This window comes from Halomonas sp. TD01, assembly GCF_923868895.1.
Taxonomy (GTDB): Bacteria; Pseudomonadota; Gammaproteobacteria; order Pseudomonadales; family Halomonadaceae; genus Vreelandella.
The window spans coordinates 3,292,498-3,311,737 of record NZ_OV350343.1 but is presented as its reverse complement, the minus strand read 5'-3'; the positions used below and the strand labels follow the sequence as shown (position 1 = coordinate 3,311,737).

Here is a 19,240-nt window from a genome sequence, read left to right as displayed (position 1 = left end):
TAAAAGAGTCACAACAGTATACCTAATACGGGTAACGGATAAATCTCCCCTATCCATCCCACAGCCCTTCTCAAGTGTCGTATCATGGCGGCACTTTGTAAGATCAAGGACTCAGTTTTTTATGCAGAATGTGCGTCGCTATGCGGACATTATCGCCAGTATTGAAGGATTACTATGGCTTGGTCTTGCCTGGTCGATATCCTTTTCAATGTATTATGGAAGTACCGAACCGACACTGGCTGTCCTATTTGTTGTTGGTGCATTGGTGCTACTCGGCTGGGCACACCGCCCGATGCGTTATTTGTTGAAACGCTACCACGTACGTAAGCGCCGCACTGACATGTGGATTCATACGCTAGCGTTACCACTCCTGCTCGCTATGTTTTTCCATATCCTGTTAGAGGCCGTGCTGGGCAGCACCTGGCTACCGCCTAAAATGCTGCTATTCAACTTGCTTGCCTCTGCGGGATGGCTGACGTTCGTAATGACGTTATTTATAAAATTTGTTATTCACAACGTGAAAGCATCGAGCAAATAACCACGCTATGCCTACCGCCCTGCCTCTCCCGCTTTCAACGCCAAACCGTAACCTCGTTAGACTAACGATCGTACGAGGTATCACCTGGACCGGCTTTTTACTGGCCATTATCGTTGGCATTGAACTGCTCGCTTTCGATTTACCGGTGACTGCAGTCGTCAGTGTTGTGATTGCCATGGGGATACTCAATATCGCCACATGGTGGCGATTAGGCAGACCAAAAGCGGTTAACCATTTTGAGTACCTTGCCCACTTACTGGCAGATATTGCAGGCTTAACGCTGCTATTTTATTTTTCAGGCGGCTCAACAAATCCCTTTATTACTTACTATTTAGTGCCTGTCACTATTGCCGCCGCCACCCTTCCTTGGCGGCACGCCTGGATCATTGCCGCCTGTGCAATGGCAGGTTACACCTACCTGATGTTCTTTTATCACCCAATACCACAGTTGGGACACATTAACAGCGACGGTCCGCTAAGCCTTCATGTGTTGGGTATGTGGCTTAATTTCGGTTTATCAGCCGGCTTGGTCACGTTCTTTATCTACAAGATGGCTCACGCCCTGCGCAATCGAGACAAAGCACTATCACGTACCCGAGAAGCGGCGCTGCGCAATGAACAAGTGCTGGCAGTCGCCACCCAGGCCGCTGGCACGGCCCATGAGCTCGGCACGCCGCTATCAACCATGGCCGTGCTGCTAAATGAAATGCACCAGGACGCCCCCCATGACTCCACCTTGCAACAAGATATATCTATCCTTCGTCAACAAGTAGATGTGTGCAAATCGCGCCTACAACACCTAGTTACGACGGCTGACCGTCGACGCATGGCAGAACCTGAAGTACTAGACGCTGAGCTATGGTTAGCAGCAGTTGTGCAACGCTGGCTCGTTATTAGGCCTGATGTTAGCCACCTCTTTGAAGTTGCCGAAAAACGCGGCCGCCCCTGGTTAGCCGTTGATGCCACATTAGACCAAGCGTTAACCAATTTACTCAATAACGCCGCCGACGCTAATCCAGAGCAAATTGCTATCCGCTTGGATTGGCAAGATGAAAGCGTTGTCATTGATATACGCGACCATGGCCCTGGCATCGCCATGTCGATTGCTGATCAGCTAGGTGACACGTTTATTTCCACCAAAAGCAAAGGCATGGGGATTGGGCTGTTTTTAACCCACGCCACCATTAATCGTTTCGGTGGTGGAGTAAGCCTGTACAATCATCCTGAAGGCGGTACGTTAACGGAAGTGACGTTGCCTCTTTGTTCCGCCCCTGATAAGTAACAGCGACGCAGCATTCGCCAGAAAATCGAGGACATCATGCAGACGCAAGACCAACGCCTTTTAATCGTCGACGATGATGAAATGTTTTGTCACGTGTTGAGCAGAGCACTTACACGCCGTGGTTTTGAGGTAAAAGTTGCTCACGATGCTGATCAAGCAATGACGCTGATCACGCAGTTCATGCCAACGATGGCAACACTCGATCTGAAACTTGAGCACAGCTCTGGCCTCAAGCTGCTTCCCGACATGCTGGCAAGCGCACCGAATTGCCGCATTGTCGTGTTAACGGGATATTCAAGTATCGCCACAGCGGTAGAAGCCATCAAACTTGGTGCTATTAACTACCTGTGCAAACCTGCCGATGCTGACGATGTTATTGCGGCCTTTGACCACCAAGATGGTGATCCAAATATTGAGCTAGCCGACAACCCCCCCTCTATCAACCGTATAACCTGGGAGCACATTCAGAAGGTGCTGCAGGAGCATGATGGCAACATTTCAGCAACGGCTAGGGCTCTCGGCATGCACCGGCGGACGTTACAACGTAAATTACAGAAGCGCCCTGTACGTCGGTAGCTTTCCGCTCTTTGCGCTAAAGCAGCCCAAAGAGCGGAGTTTCAGCTTGATATTATTGGGCGGTCCACCCCAAATCTATGTTCCAACTTGAACCCGTCACAGCGCCTGCCGCATCGGATGCCAAGTAAGCAACTAAATGAGCAACCTCGGAAGGGTCGATCAAGCGTTTAATAGCTGCGTTTTTTAGCATGATTTTTTCAATCACCTCTTGCTCATCCATGCCATGAAGCTTGGCTTGGTCGGCGATCTGGTTATCTACCAGCGGTGTTTTCACATAGGCGGGGCAAATAGTATTGGCGGTAATACCCTGCTCACCACCTTCTAAAGCAGCCGTTTTCGTCAGTCCGATCATGCCATGCTTGGCGCTGATATAAGCTGATTTGCCTGGTGAAGCCACTTGCGCATGAACAGACGCAATATTAATTACACGTCCCCAGCCTTTTTGACGCATATGAGGCCATGCTGCCTGAGTAAGTAGAAAAGGTGCTGTTAGCATTAAATCTATAATTTGACGCCACTTCTCTTCAGGAAAAGTCTCAATAGAAGCAACGTGTTGAATACCCGCATTATTAACCAAAATATCGACACCACCGAAACGTTTCACCGCATCAGCAATCGCTCCACGACACGCGTCGGGATCGGTTAAATCCCCTTGATAAAACGCCGCGCCGGCCGCGTCAGCCACTTCTTTACCAGCAGGGTTAAAGTCTACTGCTAACACTTGAAAACCCTGTTCACAGAAATGCTTCACCACCGCTTCACCAATACCACTACTGGTGCCAGTGACCACGGCAACACGAGGTGTGACAGCTTTTTCAGAGGACATAAACGTTCCTTTTAGTGAGATTATTCATAGTGAAAGTGCAAGAACAGACAGTGTAGATAGAGGCTGACATTTCTGCCTACTCAACCTCTGGAGAAGATTTATCAGATGCCATTAGTTGCATCATCATACGCTGAGCCAGCCGAGCAGCTTCCTGCATACTTTCAAGATCACTTAAGTCCTCCAGAACCACGCGCTTATAAAGCTCGCTGCCATTAGGCAATTGTTCACATGAGAGCGAATAGTGTCCTGAAGGAAGGTTGAGACGCAACGCACTGCCCAGCGGATCAGGCTGAACGCGACTTGGCACGGCAACCAACCACATCGCACAAGGTGTTATTAACGCACCTACCAGTAGCGGCGCAGATTCCCCTTCCCAGGGCTGGAAACACAGCGCATCAACACCAAGACGAGGGTTATAATGACCCGCCTGCTTCATTGAACGCAGATGAGCATCTCGATAATGCAACGCTAATTCGGCTAAGCGTTCGTATTCTTGGGCAGCTAGGGTTCGCATACGTTTTCCGATTATTAAACAATCACCCATAACGCGGCTTAATGGCGCGTGTAGTGTAGCGCTATTGGCCAAACTCAGTGGGCTACGCCACAATAGGCGATCAATTTTGATAGATCTTTATCCTAAAGGAGTTTCTGCGATGTTTGTGGTAATTTTTGGCCGCATGTCATGCCCCTTCTGCGTTCGTGCAAAGCATCTTGCAGAACACTTAGAGAGTAATGGAAAGATAGAAGGCTACCGCTACGTTGATATGCCTTCAGAAGGCGTTACCAAGGAAAATATTGCAAAAACGGCTGGAAAGCCTATTCATACGGTTCCCCAAGTGTTTGTTGATCAACAGCACATAGGCGGCTTTACTGAGTTCGACCATTTTGTGCGCCAACGGCAGCTCCTGGCCTCTTAACTCAGGCGTTAAAATTGACGTTTACACCCGTTGAACAAGCAAATCTTCGCTTGCCTATACTGAAGTAGCACAATTTATATGACAGTTCATGTGACGTTCGATTAGGCGGCGAGGGTACCCCAATGCAGCGAGAGGAGTTTGTTCAACAGCTTTGGCTGGACTATGTACATACACATCCAGACCTTGGCGGATTGAGACTGTGGCCACTAAATACGTCAGCCGAGTATTTAACCTTGGTCACCCTAAACTATGGCCCCTTTGCTGCAAGCGAACTAAGCGCCAGCCTTGCCCATATGGGTTACCGCTCAGTTGGCCATTACGCCATGGCCGATAAAGGCCTGTTGGTGCACTTGCTTGCGCCTAATGACAATAGCAGTTGGCTAGTATTGGCAGAACTGCAGCTTGGTACGCTTTCAAAAGCACCTCGAGAAGCGCTAACGCAGCTTGTTTTGCAAAGCCACCCGGCCGATTGCAAAGGACAAAATTTGCTATGCCGCGGACGTCCATGGCCAATGCCCTCTTGGGCACTTTATCAGCAGCTGCAACAGGCACATCCCCTCGCTGCTTGGCTAGCAATCATGGGGCCCAGACTGCATCACGCAGGCTTTGACTGCTCAACGATTGGCGAATCCTTAGATACTCTGAATAGTCAGCTTGATGCCTGCGGCATGCCCAGCTTTGAAGGCCAACAAAACGGCGTATTTTCCGTTTCACCACTCCTTGAACATCGCTTCTACCCGGCGATGCCGCAAAAAACCGTTTTCAGCTTAGGCGATGAGCATCGTCTTTGCTTGGGCGGTCTAGCACTTGTGCAAAAACATGTCGGTGACGACCATGAGCGTATTGCTGAAATTTTGCTCCCTTTCCACACTCGCTGTGAAATGGCGTGAGCTAATTAGCTCACGCCCATTACGGGTTTATTCGGCGTCGAAAGTCATTTCAGGAACGTGATCAGGCACGATCAGTTTACCGGCTGTTTTTTCAACAATTTCTTCGACACTGACACCCGGTGCGCGCTCTTTAAGAATAAAAGCACCATCTTTAATTTCTAAATAAGCGAGATCGGTCAATACGCGATTAATACAACCGGCCCCGGTTAAGGGAAGCGTACACTTCTCTAAGAGCTTGGATTCACCGTGTTTCGAAGCATGTGTCATGGTACAGATGATGTTTTCTGCGCCAGCGACCAAATCCATCGCGCCGCCCATCCCTTTAATGAGCTTGCCTGGCACCATCCACGACGCAATATTACCCTCTTGGTCCACTTCAAAAGCACCCAGCACGGTCAAATCCACATGACCGCCACGAATCATGGCGAATGATTCTGCTGACGAGAAAATAGCAGCCCCTGGGCGAGCAGTGACTGTCTGCTTACCAGCGTTGATCATATCAGGATCAACTTCTTCCTCGGTGGGAAAACGCCCCATGCCCAACAGGCCATTTTCGGACTGCAGCATGACATCAATGCCGTCAGGCACGTAGTTAGCTACCAAGGTGGGGATGCCGATACCTAAATTGACGTAGAAGCCATCTTCAAGTTCACGTGCAACGCGTTGTGCCATTTGCTCACGTGTTAAAGCCATGGTGTATACCTCTTATTGAGTAAAAATGTTTAAACCGGTGAACAATCAGCTACGTACTGTACGTTTTTCGATTCGCTTCTCGAATGAGCCTTGAATAATGCGATCCACATAGATACCGGGTGTATGGATCTGGCTTGGCTCCAATTCGCCTGGTTCAACAATTTCCTCAACTTCTACAACCGTTATTTTTCCGGCAGTGGCTGCCATCGGATTAAAGTTCTGTGCCGTATGCCGATACATGACGTTGCCGTATCGATCCGCTTTCCACCCTTTAACAATCGCAAAGTCGCCGGTGATGGCTTCTTCTAAAATATAGTGGCGGCCATTAAATTCACGTACTTCTTTACCTTCACCGATAGGCGTGCCGTAACCTGTAGCGGTATAAAATGCAGGGATACCCGCACCACCGGCACGCATTTTCTCGGCCAGCGTGCCTTGAGGTGTTAGCACAACTTCAATTTCATCATTGAGCATTTGCTGTTCAAACATTGCGTTCTCACCGACATAAGAAGCGAGAATTTTACGAATCTGACGATCTTCGAGCAGCACGCCCAGCCCGAAACCATCAACGCCGCAATTGTTAGAAACTACCGTTAGATCGGTGACAGCCCGCCGTTTAATCTCAGCGATCAAATTTTCAGGAATGCCGCAAAGGCCAAAACCGCCAGCAATAACGGTCATGCCACTTTCGATACCTTCCATTGCTTCCTCATAGGAAGATACACGCTTATCGAATCCTGCCATTGTTATGCCTCGCATTATTATCGGTGGTACGTTGCACGCGTCGTTATGATGCGGCTGGATCTATGTAACCAGTGTTGTACCAGATGATATATTTGTTAAGTTTGTTTTTCTTATCAATTTATATAAATAACTTATAAAAGGGTCAGTATGACCGTCAAGCAACTTCGTGCCTTTCTTGCAGTAGCTCAAACCCTGAGCTTTACACAAGCCTGTGAACGCTTGCACCTGTCTCAACCAGCACTCAGTTTGGCCATTAAGGGGCTTGAAGATTCGCTAGGGGGGAAACTGTTGATACGCAGTACCCGTAGCGTACGGCTCACACCAGAGGGTGAGTCCCTTCTCCCACTAGCAAAGCATTTGCTTGCCCAATGGGATAATACCGAAGAGCGGCTGCGCCAGCGCTTCACTCTCCAGCTGGGCCGTTTAAGCGTAGCAGCCATGCCCTCTTTTGCGTGTAATTTGCTGCCCAGCGCGCTGGTTACCTTTCGTCGGCAATACCCTAAAATTAATATTACTGTCCACGATGTAATCAATGAAGAAGTCATCGACATGGTCCGTTCGCGCCAAGTGGAGATCGGCATTGCCTTTTCGCCTGAAGGAACCGGCAGCTTAACGTTTACGCCACTTTTTGAAGACCAATTCATCGCTGTTGTTCCACCTCAATCAGACTTGGCTCAGGCCAGCACACTGAGCTGGGCCACATTGTTACAACAGGATTTTATTACCTTACAGCGACCATCAATGGTACGCAGGCTGTTAGAACAAGAACTTGCCAAACAACACATTGAATTACCTGTTGCTTTTGAGAGCCATCAGCTCTCAACCGTTGGTAGAATGGTGGCAGATGGGTTAGGCGCAAGTGCCGTGCCTTCTATGTGTATTCAACAAATGCATCAACTCGGCGCTCGCTGCGTTCCCTTAACCGCGCCAAGCATTGCCTGCCGGGTCGGAATACTGACGCACCAAGAGTTATCGGTCGCTGCCCAGGCACTGCGTAAGGTGCTTATCGAAAGTATCAACACCCCCACCTTGACTACCTAACCCAACAGTTCGGCGTACAAAGGTTTCGTAATGTACTGGGCAGCGTGGGCGTGATCCTTTAGCATTTACACTGAGTCGCATATACCTTAGTCACCTAACACTAGAATTGCGCCACTAGTGTCATCATTCGTAAAAGGAAATGTGGTATGTCTACTGCCAAAGGAGTCGTCAGTCTGTTATTGCTGACGCTAACGACGCTGTTTTGGGGCGTGCCGCTCATTTTGTTAACACTGTTAAAAGTCATCACCCCAGGGCGGCATCAAAAACAGAGGATTCTTAATGGCCTGTGCAGCGTTGCGCTCAATTGGATTGGCGCCAACCTATGGTGGATGCGCCGCTGGATAAAGCCTGACGTAAACATCAGTATTCCGGATTCACTCAGCCCACATCAATGGTGGTTGGTTATCTCTAATCACCGCAGCTGGACGGACATCTTCATCCTTTTTATGGCACTGCACCGCCGCATTCCAATGCCCAGATTCTTTTTGAAACATCAGTTAATTTGGATTCCTATCGTCGGACTGGCATTTTGGGCGTTAGAATTCCCCTTTATGCGACGCTTCAGTCGTGAACAAATTGCCAAAAATCCTAAACTCGCCACTATTGATCGTGAATCAACAGAGCGCGTTTGCCAACAAGCCAGAAATGCACCCATCGCAATATTTAATTTTGTCGAGGGAACACGATTTACTGTGGCAAAGCGGGAAAAGCAGCAAAGTCCGTTTCGGCATTTACTTAGACCCAAGGCTGGCGGTGTCTCACAGGTGCTTAGCCTGCTTGGCGACAAACTAGATGGCATTTTGGATGTAACCATCAGCTATGAGAATCCAGCGCCAACATTCTGGGGTTTTCTATGCGGAAAAGAAGCTTGCATCACGCTTAACGCAAGGCAGCTCGCTATTCCCCAATGGATGAACGAAGCCAACTATCACGAAGAACAGCAGCACAAGGAACGTTTCCACGCATGGATCAACTCACTCTGGCAGGAAAAAGACGCCTTGCTAGCCAAGCAAACCAACCACGACTAGCTCGGTGGTTAGCAGTCTGTCTGCTAACAACCGTATTAGTTGGATGTGCTGGCTCACCCTCTTCAAATGGCCAGAATGATACTGTGCCCAGCAGCACTGTAGGCCAAATAAACGGTGAATGGATAGAGGTACAGCGCGGCGATACGCTGGGACAACTTGCGAACCGAGCAAGCGTTCCATTGGAACGTCTTGAACGCTTCAACCCTGGGGCAAATGCTCAACGCTTAAATGTTGGACAACGTTTGTTAATCCCTACCCAACAAGAGCGAGCGCCCTCTGGCGGACCATATCGCTACCAGATTCGGCCCGGCGATACCTACTCAAGTATCGCCCGCCACTTTGGCACCACATCAGGGCGTATACAGAGTGCCAATCCAAGCACGTCACCCACAGCGCTCAGAGTCGGCCAGATTGTCAGTGTACCGCTTAGCAGCAGCAGCGCCTCAAGCAGCACAAGCAATGCCCGTACCAGCCAGCCAGCATCAACGCCGACCCCGAGCGCTAGCCTACCTGCTTCTGCACGCCGCTGGCCTTGGCCCTTAGAGGACTATCGCATTGTGCGCCGCTTTGGTGCGGATAGCCGTGGTACGTTACAACCTATGCTACTGGCTACCCAGGCAGGTGCCAAAGCCCAAGCAGTGGCTCCAGGTGAAGTGCGTTTTGCTGATGGAATGCGTCAACTTGGAGATGTCGTCATTATTCATCATGCAGACAACTTGCAAACCGTCTATGCACTGTGCGAACGCATTTTAGTCCGTGTCGGCCAGCAAGTGAGTACCGGCGACCCACTGTGTGATGTCGGCCAAAGCAGTGCGACACAGCGCTACGACTTGCTTTTCGACCTGCGGCAAGGCGGAAAGCCTATCGACCCCCGGCAAGTATTAAGGTGAAGAAAAAAGCCCCTGATTTTTCAGGGGCTTTTTTGATGAACAGTGTCTGTATTAACCGCGATAATAGCCTGGTTTCACAAATGGAGTAGCTGTCACAGCCATCGGTAACTGTTTACCTCTCACCAACGCATAAACGGTGGTCTCTGGCGCTTCCCATTCACGCCCCACGTACCCCATGGCAATTGGCTTACCCACACTAGGCCCAAAGCCACCGGAAGTTACAACACCGATTTCATTGCCTTTTGCATCAACTAAAAGCGCTCCCTCTCTTACTGGTGCACGCCCTTCTGCCACTAACCCTACCCGCTTACGCGCATGATCTTTCGCGGCCACTTGGTGCAGAATAAGATCCGCGCCAGGGAAACCTGCTGGACGCTCACCGCCATGTCGGCGAGGCTTACCAATCGCCCAAATAAGACCAGCTTCTACAGGCGTCGTCGTCATATCCATATCGTGCCCATACAAACACAGCCCTGCTTCTAAACGAAGCGAGTCGCGTGCACCCAAGCCAATCGCTTCGACTTCGGGTTCTGCTAGCAGTTGCTCTGCAAATGTCTGGCAGGTCTCAGAGGCCACTGATATTTCAAAGCCATCTTCACCCGTATAACCGCTACGACTAATCCATACTTCCTGACCAGACATTGTGAAGCGGCCATGCTGCATAAACGTTAGCTCACACGCATCTGGACACAATCGCTTCATGACATCCCTAGCTTGGGGCCCCTGCAGCGCCAGCAAGCCACGATCAAGCACCTCAATGTGATGAGTAGCACCAAGATTAGTGCGTAGATGAGCAATATCCTGCTCTTTGCAGGCGGCATTAACGACTAGATAAAAGTGATCACCTGCATTGACGGCCATTAGATCATCGATAATACCGCCATCAGTTCCGGTTAAGAGCCCATAGCGCTGCTCACCTTTGCTTAACCCCACCAGGTCGGCTGGGATTAGGGACTCAAGCGCCTCGGCAACATTGTCGCCCGACACCGCTATTTGGCCCATGTGAGAAACATCAAACAGCCCACATTGCTGACGCGTATGCTCATGCTCTTTTTTGACACCCAATGGGTATTGCACCGGCATGTCATAACCCGCAAAGGGAACCATTTTGGCCCCTAGCGAAAGATGCAATTCATGGAGTGGCGTCTGTTTAAGGTCGGTCATGGGATTTCCTCGGTCGAGAAAGAGAAACGGGAAGCCATGACTGGCTTCCCGGCTCTATTACAGCTTATCGGCCCATATTACGTTGGGCAGAGATTACTTATCATGATCAAGCGCTTCACCTGGCAGTACGTCTTTGCCTGCAAAGTAATCACGGGTGAGTTTGAATACCACCGGCGAAAGCAGCGCCAGCGCGATCAAGTTCGGAATGGCCATCATAGCGTTAAAGGTATCAGCCATCAGCCAAATAAAACCAAGCTGCGCGATAGCACCAAGCGGGATTGCCAGAACGAACAGCACGCGGTACAGCATAATCGAACGTGTACCGAACAGGAACTGACAGCACTTTTCGCCGTAGAAAGACCAGCCAAGGATCGTGGTGAATGCAAACACAGCCAAGGCAACTGCAACTATCTGATTACCGAAACCGGGCAGTGCGGCATCGAACGAAAGTGCTGTCAGCGATGCGCCCGCCTCACCATCAATCCACACCGTGGAGGTCAGAATAACCAACGCGGTAATCGTACAAACGATGATGGTATCGATAAAGGTGCCCAGCATGGCGATGAGGCCTTGGCGAACAGGGTTTTTGGTCTGCGCTGCTGCGTGGGCAATTGGCGCACTACCTAAACCTGCTTCGTTAGAGAAAATACCCCGTGCTACACCAAAGCGGATGGCTGCCATCACTGCCGCACCAGCAAAGCCACCTGCCGCTGCCATCGGATTAAAGGCGTAATAGAAAATCAAACCAAACGCTTCACCAATTTGACTTGCATTAACGATCAGCACCAGCAGCCCGGCAATCACGTAAGCAATACCCATGATGGGCACTAGCTTACCCGCTACTTTTGCAATGCGCTTAATACCGCCCAGGATGACAGCCCCCGCCAACACCATGATAATCACACCGGTTAGCCAATGCGGCACACCAAAGGTGGAGTCCATGGCATCGGCCACAGAGTTGGACTGTACGGTATTACCGATACCAAAAGCCGCTATCGCACCAAAGAATGAAAACAACCCGCCTAGCCAGAGCCATTTTTTACCCAAGCCATTTTTTATATAGAACATCGGGCCACCCACGTGGTACCCGGTGCTATCGGTTTCACGATAGCGTACAGCTAGAACCGCTTCGGCAAATTTAGTCGCCATCCCCACTAACGCAGTGATCCACATCCAGAACACAGCGCCTGGGCCACCAAGCGCGATAGCCGTTGCCACACCGGCAATGTTACCTGTGCCAATCGTGGCGGAAAGCGCCGTCATTAGTGCATCAAAAGGTGAAATTTCACCGTCTTTGTCAGCCTTGTCAGATGACGCCTGATCAGCTTCTGCTTGGCTGGGCTTAGGGGCGCGGCCTTGCCACATTAGCTTGAAACCCACACCGAGCTTTCTGATCGGCATCAGTTTCAAGCCAATCTGTAAGTAAATCCCCACACCTAGCAATAGGACCAACATTATCGGGCCCCAAACGACCCCGTTAATTGCCCCTAGGAGGCTAGTTAATGTTTCCACACGTTTCTCCTTACCCTGTTCGTTAGCTCGTTTATTATGGGTACCGGGCAGTCGGGCTGCCTTGTTTAATGTAGTTGTGTCATCAAACGTTTCCACCATAGCGCGTCTTACGCTTTGAAAAAACGCATGATCTGCATGTTTTACACCATTTTCCTAGTTCGCATCCATTGCAATGTCGCAACTCAGCAGAGAAAGCATCTGTTTTTACAAATCCTAGTAGACGTAAAGCATCATGAAACTCAAAGACACTTTTTTGCCATTATGAGGCGTTGAAGAAATTTGTTTCCGATTGGAAACACGTTAACATGTGTCACAGATCGCCTTATTCAGAGCTGGCCAATAGTCGCCAAGGCGAACGACAGGCGTTAGTATGCTTCTGTCCAGACAACTGTTTCATAAAGGGAATCATCATGAGCAATCTTCCTGCCAATCTCCGTTATGCCGAAAGCCACGAATGGGTACTTGACCACCAAGACGGTACCGTCACGATCGGCATTACTGATCATGCCCAAGAAGCGCTGGGCGACGTTGTTTTTGTTGAGCTGCCAGAAGTCGGTCAGGCACTCAATAAAGGCCAAGAGTTCGGCGTTATCGAATCTGTTAAGGCTGCTTCTGACCTTTACTCACCGGTTAACGGCGAAGTTATCGAAGTTAACGAGGCACTCGAAGATTCGCCTGAAACAGTTAACGAAGCGCCTTACGAAGGTGGTTGGATCATGAAAGTACGCCTAACCGATACAGCCCTTGAAGGCTTGTTAGACGCAGATGCTTACCAAGCAACACTTAGCTCAGACGATTAATTAGCCAGAAAGCCTGCGCTCAGCAGGCTTTCTAGTTTCTTTCGCCCCTGCACGGTTTTCTCATTACGTTCGGAACCTTCCCATGCCATTTGAAACACGCCGTTTGGCCGAATTGGCCGACCACGATGCTTTTATCAAACGCCACAATGGGCCTAGCCCCGCTGATGTCGACACCATGTTAAAAGCGCTCAACATGCAGCGCATGGAAGAACTTATTGAGCAAACCGTGCCAAGCGATATCCGCCTTGGCCGCGAGTTAGCCCTGGACGACCCACGCAGCGAAGCAGAAGCGCTAGACTACCTAAGCCAGCTGGCGCGCCAAAATCGAGTGGCTAAAAGCTACATCGGCCAAGGTTACTACGGCACCCACATGCCGGCGGTAATACAGCGTAATGTGCTGGAAAACCCGGGCTGGTACACCGCTTATACGCCTTATCAACCTGAAATCTCTCAAGGCCGCTTAGAGGGCTTGCTTAACTTTCAGCAGGTCATTATGGATTTAACCGGCATGGAGCTTGCCAATGCTTCACTGCTGGACGAAGCGACCGCCGCTGCGGAAGCGATGGCGCTATGCAAGCGCAGTAACAAGAAAAGTAAGTCAACGGCTTTCTTTGTTGCTGATGATCTATTTCCGCAAACGTTAGACGTTATTAAAACTCGCGCGGAGTTTTTTGGCTTTCAGCTAATCACTGGCCCCGCAGAAACGCTGGCAGAGCACGATGTGTTTGGTGCCCTGGTGCAATACCCTTCCGCCAGTGGCAACATCACTGACATCTCCTCTCTACTAAGCGCTGCCAAAGAGCGCGGCATCATGACTTGCGTCGCCACGGATCTATTGAGCCTAGTGCTACTGAAAGAGCCAGGGGCAATGGGCGCAGACATCGTCGTCGGAAACTCCCAGCGTTTTGGCGTCCCCATGGGCTTTGGTGGCCCACACGCGGCCTTCTTTGCCACATCCGACAAACTGAAACGCTCAATTCCTGGCCGCATTATTGGTGTATCCAAAGATAGCCGCGGTAACACTGCATTGCGCATGGCTATGCAAACCCGCGAGCAGCATATCCGCCGCGAGAAAGCGACCTCCAATATTTGTACTGCTCAGGCACTACTAGCCAATATTGCTGGCTTCTACGCCACCTACCATGGTGCAGAAGGTCTTCGCAAAATTGCAGGCCGCGTGCATCGCCTCACTACTTTGTTAGCGGAAGGCCTTAAGCAAGGTGGGGTCACGTTAGCGAACGACAGCTGGTTTGATACACTCCGCCTGACCCAAGTAGATGCGGGTAAAATTCATGGCCGCGCCATGACGCATGATATCAACCTTCATTACTTCGCCAATGGCGATGTGGGCATTAGCCTGGATGAAACGACAACGGCTCACGACGTCGCGACGCTGTTTGATGTGCTGTTAGGCGATGAGCACGGCTTGTCCGTCGCAACGCTTGATGGACAGGTCATTAGTGACGAACTCAGCGGCATTCCGCCGATGTATCGGCGTGAAAGCAGCTTTTTGGAACACCCCACGTTTACCCGTTATCGCAGCGAAACAGAGATGCTGCGTTACTTGAAACGCCTAGAGAACAAGGACCTTTCCTTGGCTCATGCCATGATCCCGTTGGGTTCGTGCACCATGAAGCTAAACGCTACTAGTGAAATGATTCCGATCTCCTGGCCTGCGTTTGCGCACCTCCACCCATTCGCCCCTCGCGATCAAGTGGCCGGCTATCATCAAATGATTGATGAGCTAGCCGCCTTCTTAGTGGAAGTGACGGGTTACGATCATATTTCCATGCAGCCCAACTCCGGTGCCCAAGGTGAATACGCGGGCCTGCTTGCCATTCGTCGTTATCAGGCAGCACAAGGGGAAGCACATCGCGACGTGTGCTTGATCCCTAGCTCTGCCCACGGTACTAACCCAGCATCTGCAGCCATGCTTAGCATGGACGTCGTGGTTGTTGAGTGTGACGCCAACGGCAACATTGACTTGGATGACCTAACGCGCAAAGCCGAGCAGCACAGTGATCGCCTCTCCGCAGTAATGATCACCTATCCCTCTACCCACGGTGTATTTGAATCCCATGTTCGCAAGGTTTGCGAGGTAGTACATCAGCATGGCGGCCAAGTGTATGTGGATGGAGCCAACATGAATGCTCAAGTGGGTTTGACGCGGCCCGGCGACTTCGGTGGTGATGTCTCGCACCTCAATCTGCACAAAACATTTTGTATACCCCACGGTGGTGGCGGCCCGGGGATGGGGCCCATTGGTGTTAAAGCCCACCTTGCCCCCTTCGTTTCCAATCACGTGGTTACGCCTATTAATGGTGTCAACCCAGAAAACGGTGCTGTCTCCGCCGCTGCATTTGGTAGCGCGTCAATTCTGCCCATCTCTTGGGCTTACATTAAGATGATGGGGGCACGTGGGCTTCGAGAAGCCACCGAACTAGCTATTCTTAATGCTAACTATATCGCCAAGCGATTAGAGAGTGCTTATCCTATTCTGTACCGTGGCAAAAACGGCAATGTTGCCCACGAATGCATCATTGATATTCGCCCGCTCAAGAGTGCTTCCGGTATCAGTGAAGAAGATATTGCTAAGCGCCTGATGGACTACGGCTTCCATGCGCCGACTATGTCGTTCCCTGTGCCAGGCACATTAATGATCGAGCCCACAGAATCTGAGTCGCTCTACGAAATTGACCGATTCTGCGATGCCATGATCGCGATTCGAGATGAAATTGCACGCGTTGAAGAGGGTGAATGGCCGCTGGATAACAACCCGTTGGTAAATGCTCCTCATACACAAGCGGACTTGATGGATAACGAGTGGCAACGTCCTTATGACCGCAAGCTGGGCGCCTTCCCAACAGAAGCTGTTGCTGCGTCGAAGTATTGGCCTGCGGTTAACCGTGTTGATAACGTATTCGGTGATCGGCAGCTCATCTGCTCTTGCCCTAGCATTGATGAATATCGCCGCTAATACTCAACACATACGCTCTTAAGCAGACAAGGTATCCTTGTCTCTTAAACGCCCTTGGCGCTCGTTATTCGGGCACCAGGGGCGTTTTTTCTTGCAAGCGTTGGTGATGAAAACCATCCAAAAGCTTTTCATACCGCTTCGGTAAGACCGAATCTCGTCGGCGCAACAGGTAAAGCACTTCATTAATCCCTTGGGGTAATGCTAGCGCTTTTACCTGGCGTTGCCAGGGGGACGTTTCTAACACCAGGCGTGAGACAACGGTAAAACCTAAGCCTCGAGCGACCGCATCCAGCACCATGCTTACTTCGTTAGTAAACCCCTGATGACGAAAATGGGTCATCGAACGAAATTCGTCTGGATAATTGGCGCGCAGCAGTGCATTGGCGTGATTGATACCGTCGTAGTAATTAAGAAAACCAATACCCATCAGGTCGGATAGCGTGCTACCAGCAAAATCAGCAGGCACTACCAAACACAGTGGCTCTTTGTGCCATACCGTGCAGGTAAGTTCGGTATGGTTGACCTGCTCAGTCACAATGCCAATATCATAGCGACCTTCAAGCAGGTCGTTAACGATTTCGTGATTAAAAGCGAAACTGTAATTTACAGTTAGATTAGGATGCATCTGCTGTTGGCCAAGAATGAAAGGATAAAACATCAGCCCAACACTTCCAGGGGATGCAATCCGGCACTCGCCGCTATCCAGTGAATCGTCATCTAAACCATGGCGAAACTGTTCATGTTCGGCAAACAGCTTCAACGCATAATCATAAGCCCTTCGCCCAGACTCCGTTAGCGTAAAACTTCTGCCTTTTCTTTCAATCAACGGCTTATCTAAATAGCTTTCCAACTTGCGAATATGCTGGCTGACGCCCGGCTGCGTCATCTCCAAACGGCGCGCGGTACGTGTGAAACTCCCCGTTTCCACTAACGTTATAAACGTCCGAAAATACTGGGCATTAAACATAATAAAACGCCATCTTGACTAGCCACCGTGTGCTCTCAACGAAGGCACAGGGTAGCACAATCCGACTATTAAACGGACGCTAAGGGACGGCACTGCTCTTATTGCTTGAATTCAATTAGTAAACGCCGTGATAGTATGTAGATTCGTTAACAATATGATTAGGGACAGCCAGACTAATGACGCAACTCCCAATGCCGCGCGCAACCATTTCCAGCATTATCTCCCCGGAAGGGAGCCTCGAAGTGCTTTCTCAGCATGAGGTCAACCGCCTAAAAAGCACCTCTAAAAGCGGCTTGCATGACTTGCTACGCCGCTGTGCACTCGCGGTGCTTAACTGCGGCAGCCCAACGGATGATAGTTTGGCCATCATGGAAGCCTATAAAGACTTTGATATTGAAGTCTTACAGCAAGACCGAGGCATCCGTCTTAAGTTAACCAATGCCCCCGCTGAAGCCTTTGTTGACGGACGTATGATTCGCGGCATACGTGAACACTTGTCGTCGGTCCTTCGTGATATTGTTTATGTTTACAACGAAATCCAGCACCACAAACGGTTTGACCTAACCACCGGTGAAGGCACAACTAACGCGGTGTTTCATATCCTGCGCAAAGCAGGCACGCTGAAGCCTGGACGTGATCCAAGCTTGGTGGTGTGCTGGGGTGGCCACTCAATTTCCAGGGAAGAGTACGAATACACCAAGGATGTTGGTTATCACCTTGGCCTGCGAGATCTAGACATCTGCACGGGCTGTGGCCCCGGCGCCATGAAAGGCCCCATGAAAGGGGCTAACGTCGCTCACGCAAAACAGCGCCGTAAAGATGGCCGCTATTTGGGCATCTCTGAGCCAGGTATCATTGCCGCCGAAGCGCCCAACCCTATCGTTAACGAACTGGTTGTGATGCCAGATATCGAAAAGCGCTTGGAAGCATTCGTGCGCTTAGGGCACGGTATTATTGTTTTCCCGGGTGGTGTGGGTACTGCAGAAGAAATTCTTTACCTACTGGGAATTCTGCTTCACCCAAGCAATCACGATATCCCCTTCCCACTTGTGTTTACCGGCCCTGCCAATTCCGCTGAGTATTTCCAGAAAATTGATGAGTTCTTGGTTTATACACTGGGCGAGGATATCCGCCGCTACTACACTATTATTACCGGCAACCCCGTGGCCGTCGCACGCAAAATGCGTGAAGAAATTGACGAGATCGCGGACTTCCGTCGCAAACATCAGGACGCTTTCTACTACAACTGGCGTCTTACCATTGCGCGTGACTTTCAGGCGCCCTTCGAGCCCACTCACGAAGCTATGCGCGGTCTAGCGCTTCACCGTCAGCAGCCTACCCATGAACTAGCGGCCAACTTGCGTCGCGCCTTTTCTGGCATTGTGGCTGGCAACGTTAAAGAGCCGGGTATTCGAGCGATTGAAGCCCATGGCCCTTTTGAGTTAACCGCTGAACCAGAACTCATGCAGCGCCTAGACGAGCTATTAACCTCATTTGTCGCCCAAGGACGCATGAAGCTTGATGGGCAGGCTTATACACCCTGCTATGTTCTTAGGTAGCTAGGTTCAGATAACTAATCTCGTCAGCACATCACTTATCAGGCACAGCCAAGCCGCTGTGCCTGATGCGTCAGGAAGCTCACCGTGATTATTGCTTTTTTAACGTTGGTTGCCGCAGGCATCGTCAAAGGTGCTATTGGTTCTGGCGTGCCGGTCATAGTCGTACCTGTTCTCACCATGCTCTACGACGTGAAGCTAGCCATTGCCGTATTAATTGCCCCCAATTTATTCAGCAATGTTTTACAGGTTTGGCAATACCGGCATCATTTGTTGCCACTACGTTTTCTCGCTGCCTTCTCTCTTTCAGGTGGGTTAGGCATTGTGCTTGGCACATGGGGATTAGTCGTGCTTTCACCCACTCTTTTATCGCTCGGAGTGGCAGCATCAATAGTGCTCTATTTGGTCATCAAATTGGCAAAGCGAACGCTCGCCCTTCCTTTCGCTACTGCAGAACGCATCGTGCTACCTGTCGGTTTGCTAGCCGGCGTACTGCAAGGCGCTGCGGGCATGTCAGCCCCCGCGTCTGTAACGTTTCTAAACGCAATGCAACTAGAGCGCCGAGTGTTTATCGGCTCTATCTCCGTGTTTTTTGTCGCGATTACCTGCGTTCAAATACCCGCACTGCTGAGTGCCGAAATATTAACGTTGGAGCGCACATTTTACAGCTTTATAGCACTATTCATCATTCTTGCAGGCATGCCCATCGGCGCTCAGCTTGGTAAACGCTTGCCACATCGCTGGTTTGATAATCTCATCATGCTATTGCTGGCAGGAATTGCAGTCAAAATTATTTTGGATGCTACGCTTTAAGCCATTACTGCCTCACCGCTGGGCAG

Annotated in this window: 19 protein-coding genes; 12 read left to right on the top strand and 7 right to left on the bottom strand. The window is 50.4% G+C overall.

From position 1 onward, the window contains the following. Positions 1-121: 121 nt before the first annotated feature. The 3 genes from L1X57_RS14920 to L1X57_RS14910 are packed head-to-tail and all read left to right on the top strand — an operon-like array spanning position 122 to position 2,396. Complete coding sequence (locus tag L1X57_RS14920; protein WP_009724470.1) at positions 122-538, top strand: hypothetical protein; 417 nt, start codon at positions 122-124, stop codon at positions 536-538. A 7-nt stretch (positions 539-545) separates the two neighbouring features. After that, positions 546-1,820: an ATP-binding protein gene (locus L1X57_RS14915; protein ID WP_009724471.1), complete on the top strand. Its 1,275-nt coding sequence runs from the start codon at positions 546-548 to the stop codon at positions 1,818-1,820. Between the two features lie 36 nt (positions 1,821-1,856). Then, positions 1,857-2,396 (top strand): response regulator transcription factor, encoded by a 540-nt coding sequence (locus tag L1X57_RS14910; RefSeq protein WP_009724472.1) that lies wholly within the window; start codon positions 1,857-1,859, stop codon positions 2,394-2,396. A 52-nt stretch (positions 2,397-2,448) separates the two neighbouring features. Here the strand turns inward: L1X57_RS14910 and L1X57_RS14905 are convergent, their stop codons facing one another. Continuing rightward, positions 2,449-3,222: a 3-hydroxybutyrate dehydrogenase gene (locus L1X57_RS14905; RefSeq protein ID WP_009724473.1), complete on the bottom strand. Its 774-nt coding sequence runs from the start codon at positions 3,220-3,222 to the stop codon at positions 2,449-2,451. A gap of 76 nt (positions 3,223-3,298) precedes the next feature. Beyond that, positions 3,299-3,736, bottom strand: coding sequence for a [NiFe]-hydrogenase assembly chaperone HybE (gene hybE / locus L1X57_RS14900; protein WP_009724474.1), 438 nt, complete (start codon positions 3,734-3,736; stop codon positions 3,299-3,301). Positions 3,737-3,875: 139 nt separating this feature from the next. On the opposite strand from hybE, the gene L1X57_RS14895 reads away from it, so the two are divergent. Next, positions 3,876-4,139, top strand: a complete 264-nt coding sequence (locus L1X57_RS14895; protein ID WP_009724475.1) for a GrxA family glutaredoxin — start codon at positions 3,876-3,878, stop codon at positions 4,137-4,139. 122 nt (positions 4,140-4,261) lie between these two features. Next, positions 4,262-5,029, top strand: coding sequence for a DUF1338 family protein (locus L1X57_RS14890; RefSeq protein ID WP_009724476.1), 768 nt, complete (start codon positions 4,262-4,264; stop codon positions 5,027-5,029). A gap of 27 nt (positions 5,030-5,056) precedes the next feature. On the opposite strand, the gene L1X57_RS14885 is transcribed toward L1X57_RS14890, so the two are convergent. Both L1X57_RS14885 and L1X57_RS14880 read right to left on the bottom strand, forming a co-directional pair. Then, positions 5,057-5,722: a CoA transferase subunit B gene (locus L1X57_RS14885; protein ID WP_009724477.1), complete on the bottom strand. Its 666-nt coding sequence runs from the start codon at positions 5,720-5,722 to the stop codon at positions 5,057-5,059. A gap of 45 nt (positions 5,723-5,767) precedes the next feature. Continuing rightward, positions 5,768-6,466 (bottom strand): CoA transferase subunit A, encoded by a 699-nt coding sequence (locus L1X57_RS14880; protein ID WP_009724478.1) that lies wholly within the window; start codon positions 6,464-6,466, stop codon positions 5,768-5,770. A gap of 147 nt (positions 6,467-6,613) precedes the next feature. Between L1X57_RS14880 and L1X57_RS14875 the strand changes: the two genes are divergently transcribed. From L1X57_RS14875 to L1X57_RS14865, 3 genes are all read left to right on the top strand, one after another. Next, positions 6,614-7,507 (top strand): LysR family transcriptional regulator, encoded by an 894-nt coding sequence (locus tag L1X57_RS14875; protein ID WP_009724479.1) that lies wholly within the window; start codon positions 6,614-6,616, stop codon positions 7,505-7,507. Positions 7,508-7,653: 146 nt separating this feature from the next. Further along, entirely contained in the window at positions 7,654-8,535 is an 882-nt protein-coding gene (locus tag L1X57_RS14870) for an acyltransferase (protein ID WP_009724480.1), read from the top strand. Positions 8,536-8,657: 122 nt separating this feature from the next. Next, complete coding sequence (locus L1X57_RS14865; RefSeq protein WP_039869695.1) at positions 8,658-9,425, top strand: LysM peptidoglycan-binding domain-containing protein; 768 nt, start codon at positions 8,658-8,660, stop codon at positions 9,423-9,425. Between the two features lie 51 nt (positions 9,426-9,476). Here the strand turns inward: L1X57_RS14865 and gcvT are convergent, their stop codons facing one another. Both gcvT and L1X57_RS14855 read right to left on the bottom strand, forming a co-directional pair. Beyond that, positions 9,477-10,589, bottom strand: coding sequence for a glycine cleavage system aminomethyltransferase GcvT (gene gcvT, locus L1X57_RS14860; RefSeq protein WP_009724482.1), 1,113 nt, complete (start codon positions 10,587-10,589; stop codon positions 9,477-9,479). A gap of 93 nt (positions 10,590-10,682) precedes the next feature. After that, positions 10,683-12,101, bottom strand: a complete 1,419-nt coding sequence (locus L1X57_RS14855; RefSeq protein WP_009724483.1) for an alanine/glycine:cation symporter family protein — start codon at positions 12,099-12,101, stop codon at positions 10,683-10,685. Positions 12,102-12,511: 410 nt separating this feature from the next. Between L1X57_RS14855 and gcvH the strand changes: the two genes are divergently transcribed. Both gcvH and gcvP read left to right on the top strand, forming a co-directional pair. Then, positions 12,512-12,901 carry a glycine cleavage system protein GcvH gene (gcvH, locus tag L1X57_RS14850; RefSeq protein WP_009724484.1) on the top strand — a complete coding sequence of 130 codons (390 nt, stop codon included), beginning with the start codon at positions 12,512-12,514 and terminating at the stop codon, positions 12,899-12,901. An 82-nt stretch (positions 12,902-12,983) separates the two neighbouring features. Beyond that, positions 12,984-15,878 carry an aminomethyl-transferring glycine dehydrogenase gene (gene gcvP, locus L1X57_RS14845; RefSeq protein ID WP_009724486.1) on the top strand — a complete coding sequence of 965 codons (2,895 nt, stop codon included), beginning with the start codon at positions 12,984-12,986 and terminating at the stop codon, positions 15,876-15,878. 64 nt (positions 15,879-15,942) lie between these two features. On the opposite strand, the gene L1X57_RS14840 is transcribed toward gcvP, so the two are convergent. Continuing rightward, entirely contained in the window at positions 15,943-16,845 is a 903-nt protein-coding gene (locus tag L1X57_RS14840) for a LysR family transcriptional regulator (RefSeq protein WP_009724487.1), read from the bottom strand. 176 nt (positions 16,846-17,021) lie between these two features. Here L1X57_RS14840 and ppnN point away from each other — a divergent pair, with 176 nt between their 5' ends. Continuing rightward, the gene (gene ppnN / locus L1X57_RS14835; protein ID WP_039869649.1) at positions 17,022-18,404 is read left to right on the top strand and encodes a nucleotide 5'-monophosphate nucleosidase PpnN; all 1,383 of its coding nucleotides are present in this window, start codon (positions 17,022-17,024) and stop codon (positions 18,402-18,404) included. Between the two features lie 84 nt (positions 18,405-18,488). Continuing rightward, positions 18,489-19,214, top strand: a complete 726-nt coding sequence (locus L1X57_RS14830; protein ID WP_009724489.1) for a sulfite exporter TauE/SafE family protein — start codon at positions 18,489-18,491, stop codon at positions 19,212-19,214. Positions 19,215-19,240 lie beyond the last annotated feature (26 nt).

Bases quoted from the DNA above. Each gene is read 5' to 3' on its own strand.
- L1X57_RS14885 (WP_009724477.1), bottom strand. From the start codon at position 5,722: ATGGCTTTAACACGTGAGCAAATGGCACAACGCGTTGCACGTGAACTT.
- L1X57_RS14905 (WP_009724473.1), bottom strand. From the start codon at position 3,222: ATGTCCTCTGAAAAAGCTGTCACACCTCGTGTTGCCGTGGTCACTGGC.
- hybE (WP_009724474.1), bottom strand. From the start codon at position 3,736: ATGCGAACCCTAGCTGCCCAAGAATACGAACGCTTAGCCGAATTAGCG.
- L1X57_RS14840 (WP_009724487.1), bottom strand. From the start codon at position 16,845: ATGTTTAATGCCCAGTATTTTCGGACGTTTATAACGTTAGTGGAAACG.
- ppnN (WP_039869649.1), top strand. From the start codon at position 17,022: ATGACGCAACTCCCAATGCCGCGCGCAACCATTTCCAGCATTATCTCC.
- gcvT (WP_009724482.1), bottom strand. From the start codon at position 10,589: ATGACCGACCTTAAACAGACGCCACTCCATGAATTGCATCTTTCGCTA.
- L1X57_RS14890 (WP_009724476.1), top strand. From the start codon at position 4,262: ATGCAGCGAGAGGAGTTTGTTCAACAGCTTTGGCTGGACTATGTACAT.
- L1X57_RS14915 (WP_009724471.1), top strand. From the start codon at position 546: ATGCCTACCGCCCTGCCTCTCCCGCTTTCAACGCCAAACCGTAACCTC.
- L1X57_RS14895 (WP_009724475.1), top strand. From the start codon at position 3,876: ATGTTTGTGGTAATTTTTGGCCGCATGTCATGCCCCTTCTGCGTTCGT.
- L1X57_RS14910 (WP_009724472.1), top strand. From the start codon at position 1,857: ATGCAGACGCAAGACCAACGCCTTTTAATCGTCGACGATGATGAAATG.
- L1X57_RS14920 (WP_009724470.1), top strand. From the start codon at position 122: ATGCAGAATGTGCGTCGCTATGCGGACATTATCGCCAGTATTGAAGGA.
- gcvP (WP_009724486.1), top strand. From the start codon at position 12,984: ATGCCATTTGAAACACGCCGTTTGGCCGAATTGGCCGACCACGATGCT.
- L1X57_RS14875 (WP_009724479.1), top strand. From the start codon at position 6,614: ATGACCGTCAAGCAACTTCGTGCCTTTCTTGCAGTAGCTCAAACCCTG.
- L1X57_RS14880 (WP_009724478.1), bottom strand. From the start codon at position 6,466: ATGGCAGGATTCGATAAGCGTGTATCTTCCTATGAGGAAGCAATGGAA.
- L1X57_RS14870 (WP_009724480.1), top strand. From the start codon at position 7,654: ATGTCTACTGCCAAAGGAGTCGTCAGTCTGTTATTGCTGACGCTAACG.
- gcvH (WP_009724484.1), top strand. From the start codon at position 12,512: ATGAGCAATCTTCCTGCCAATCTCCGTTATGCCGAAAGCCACGAATGG.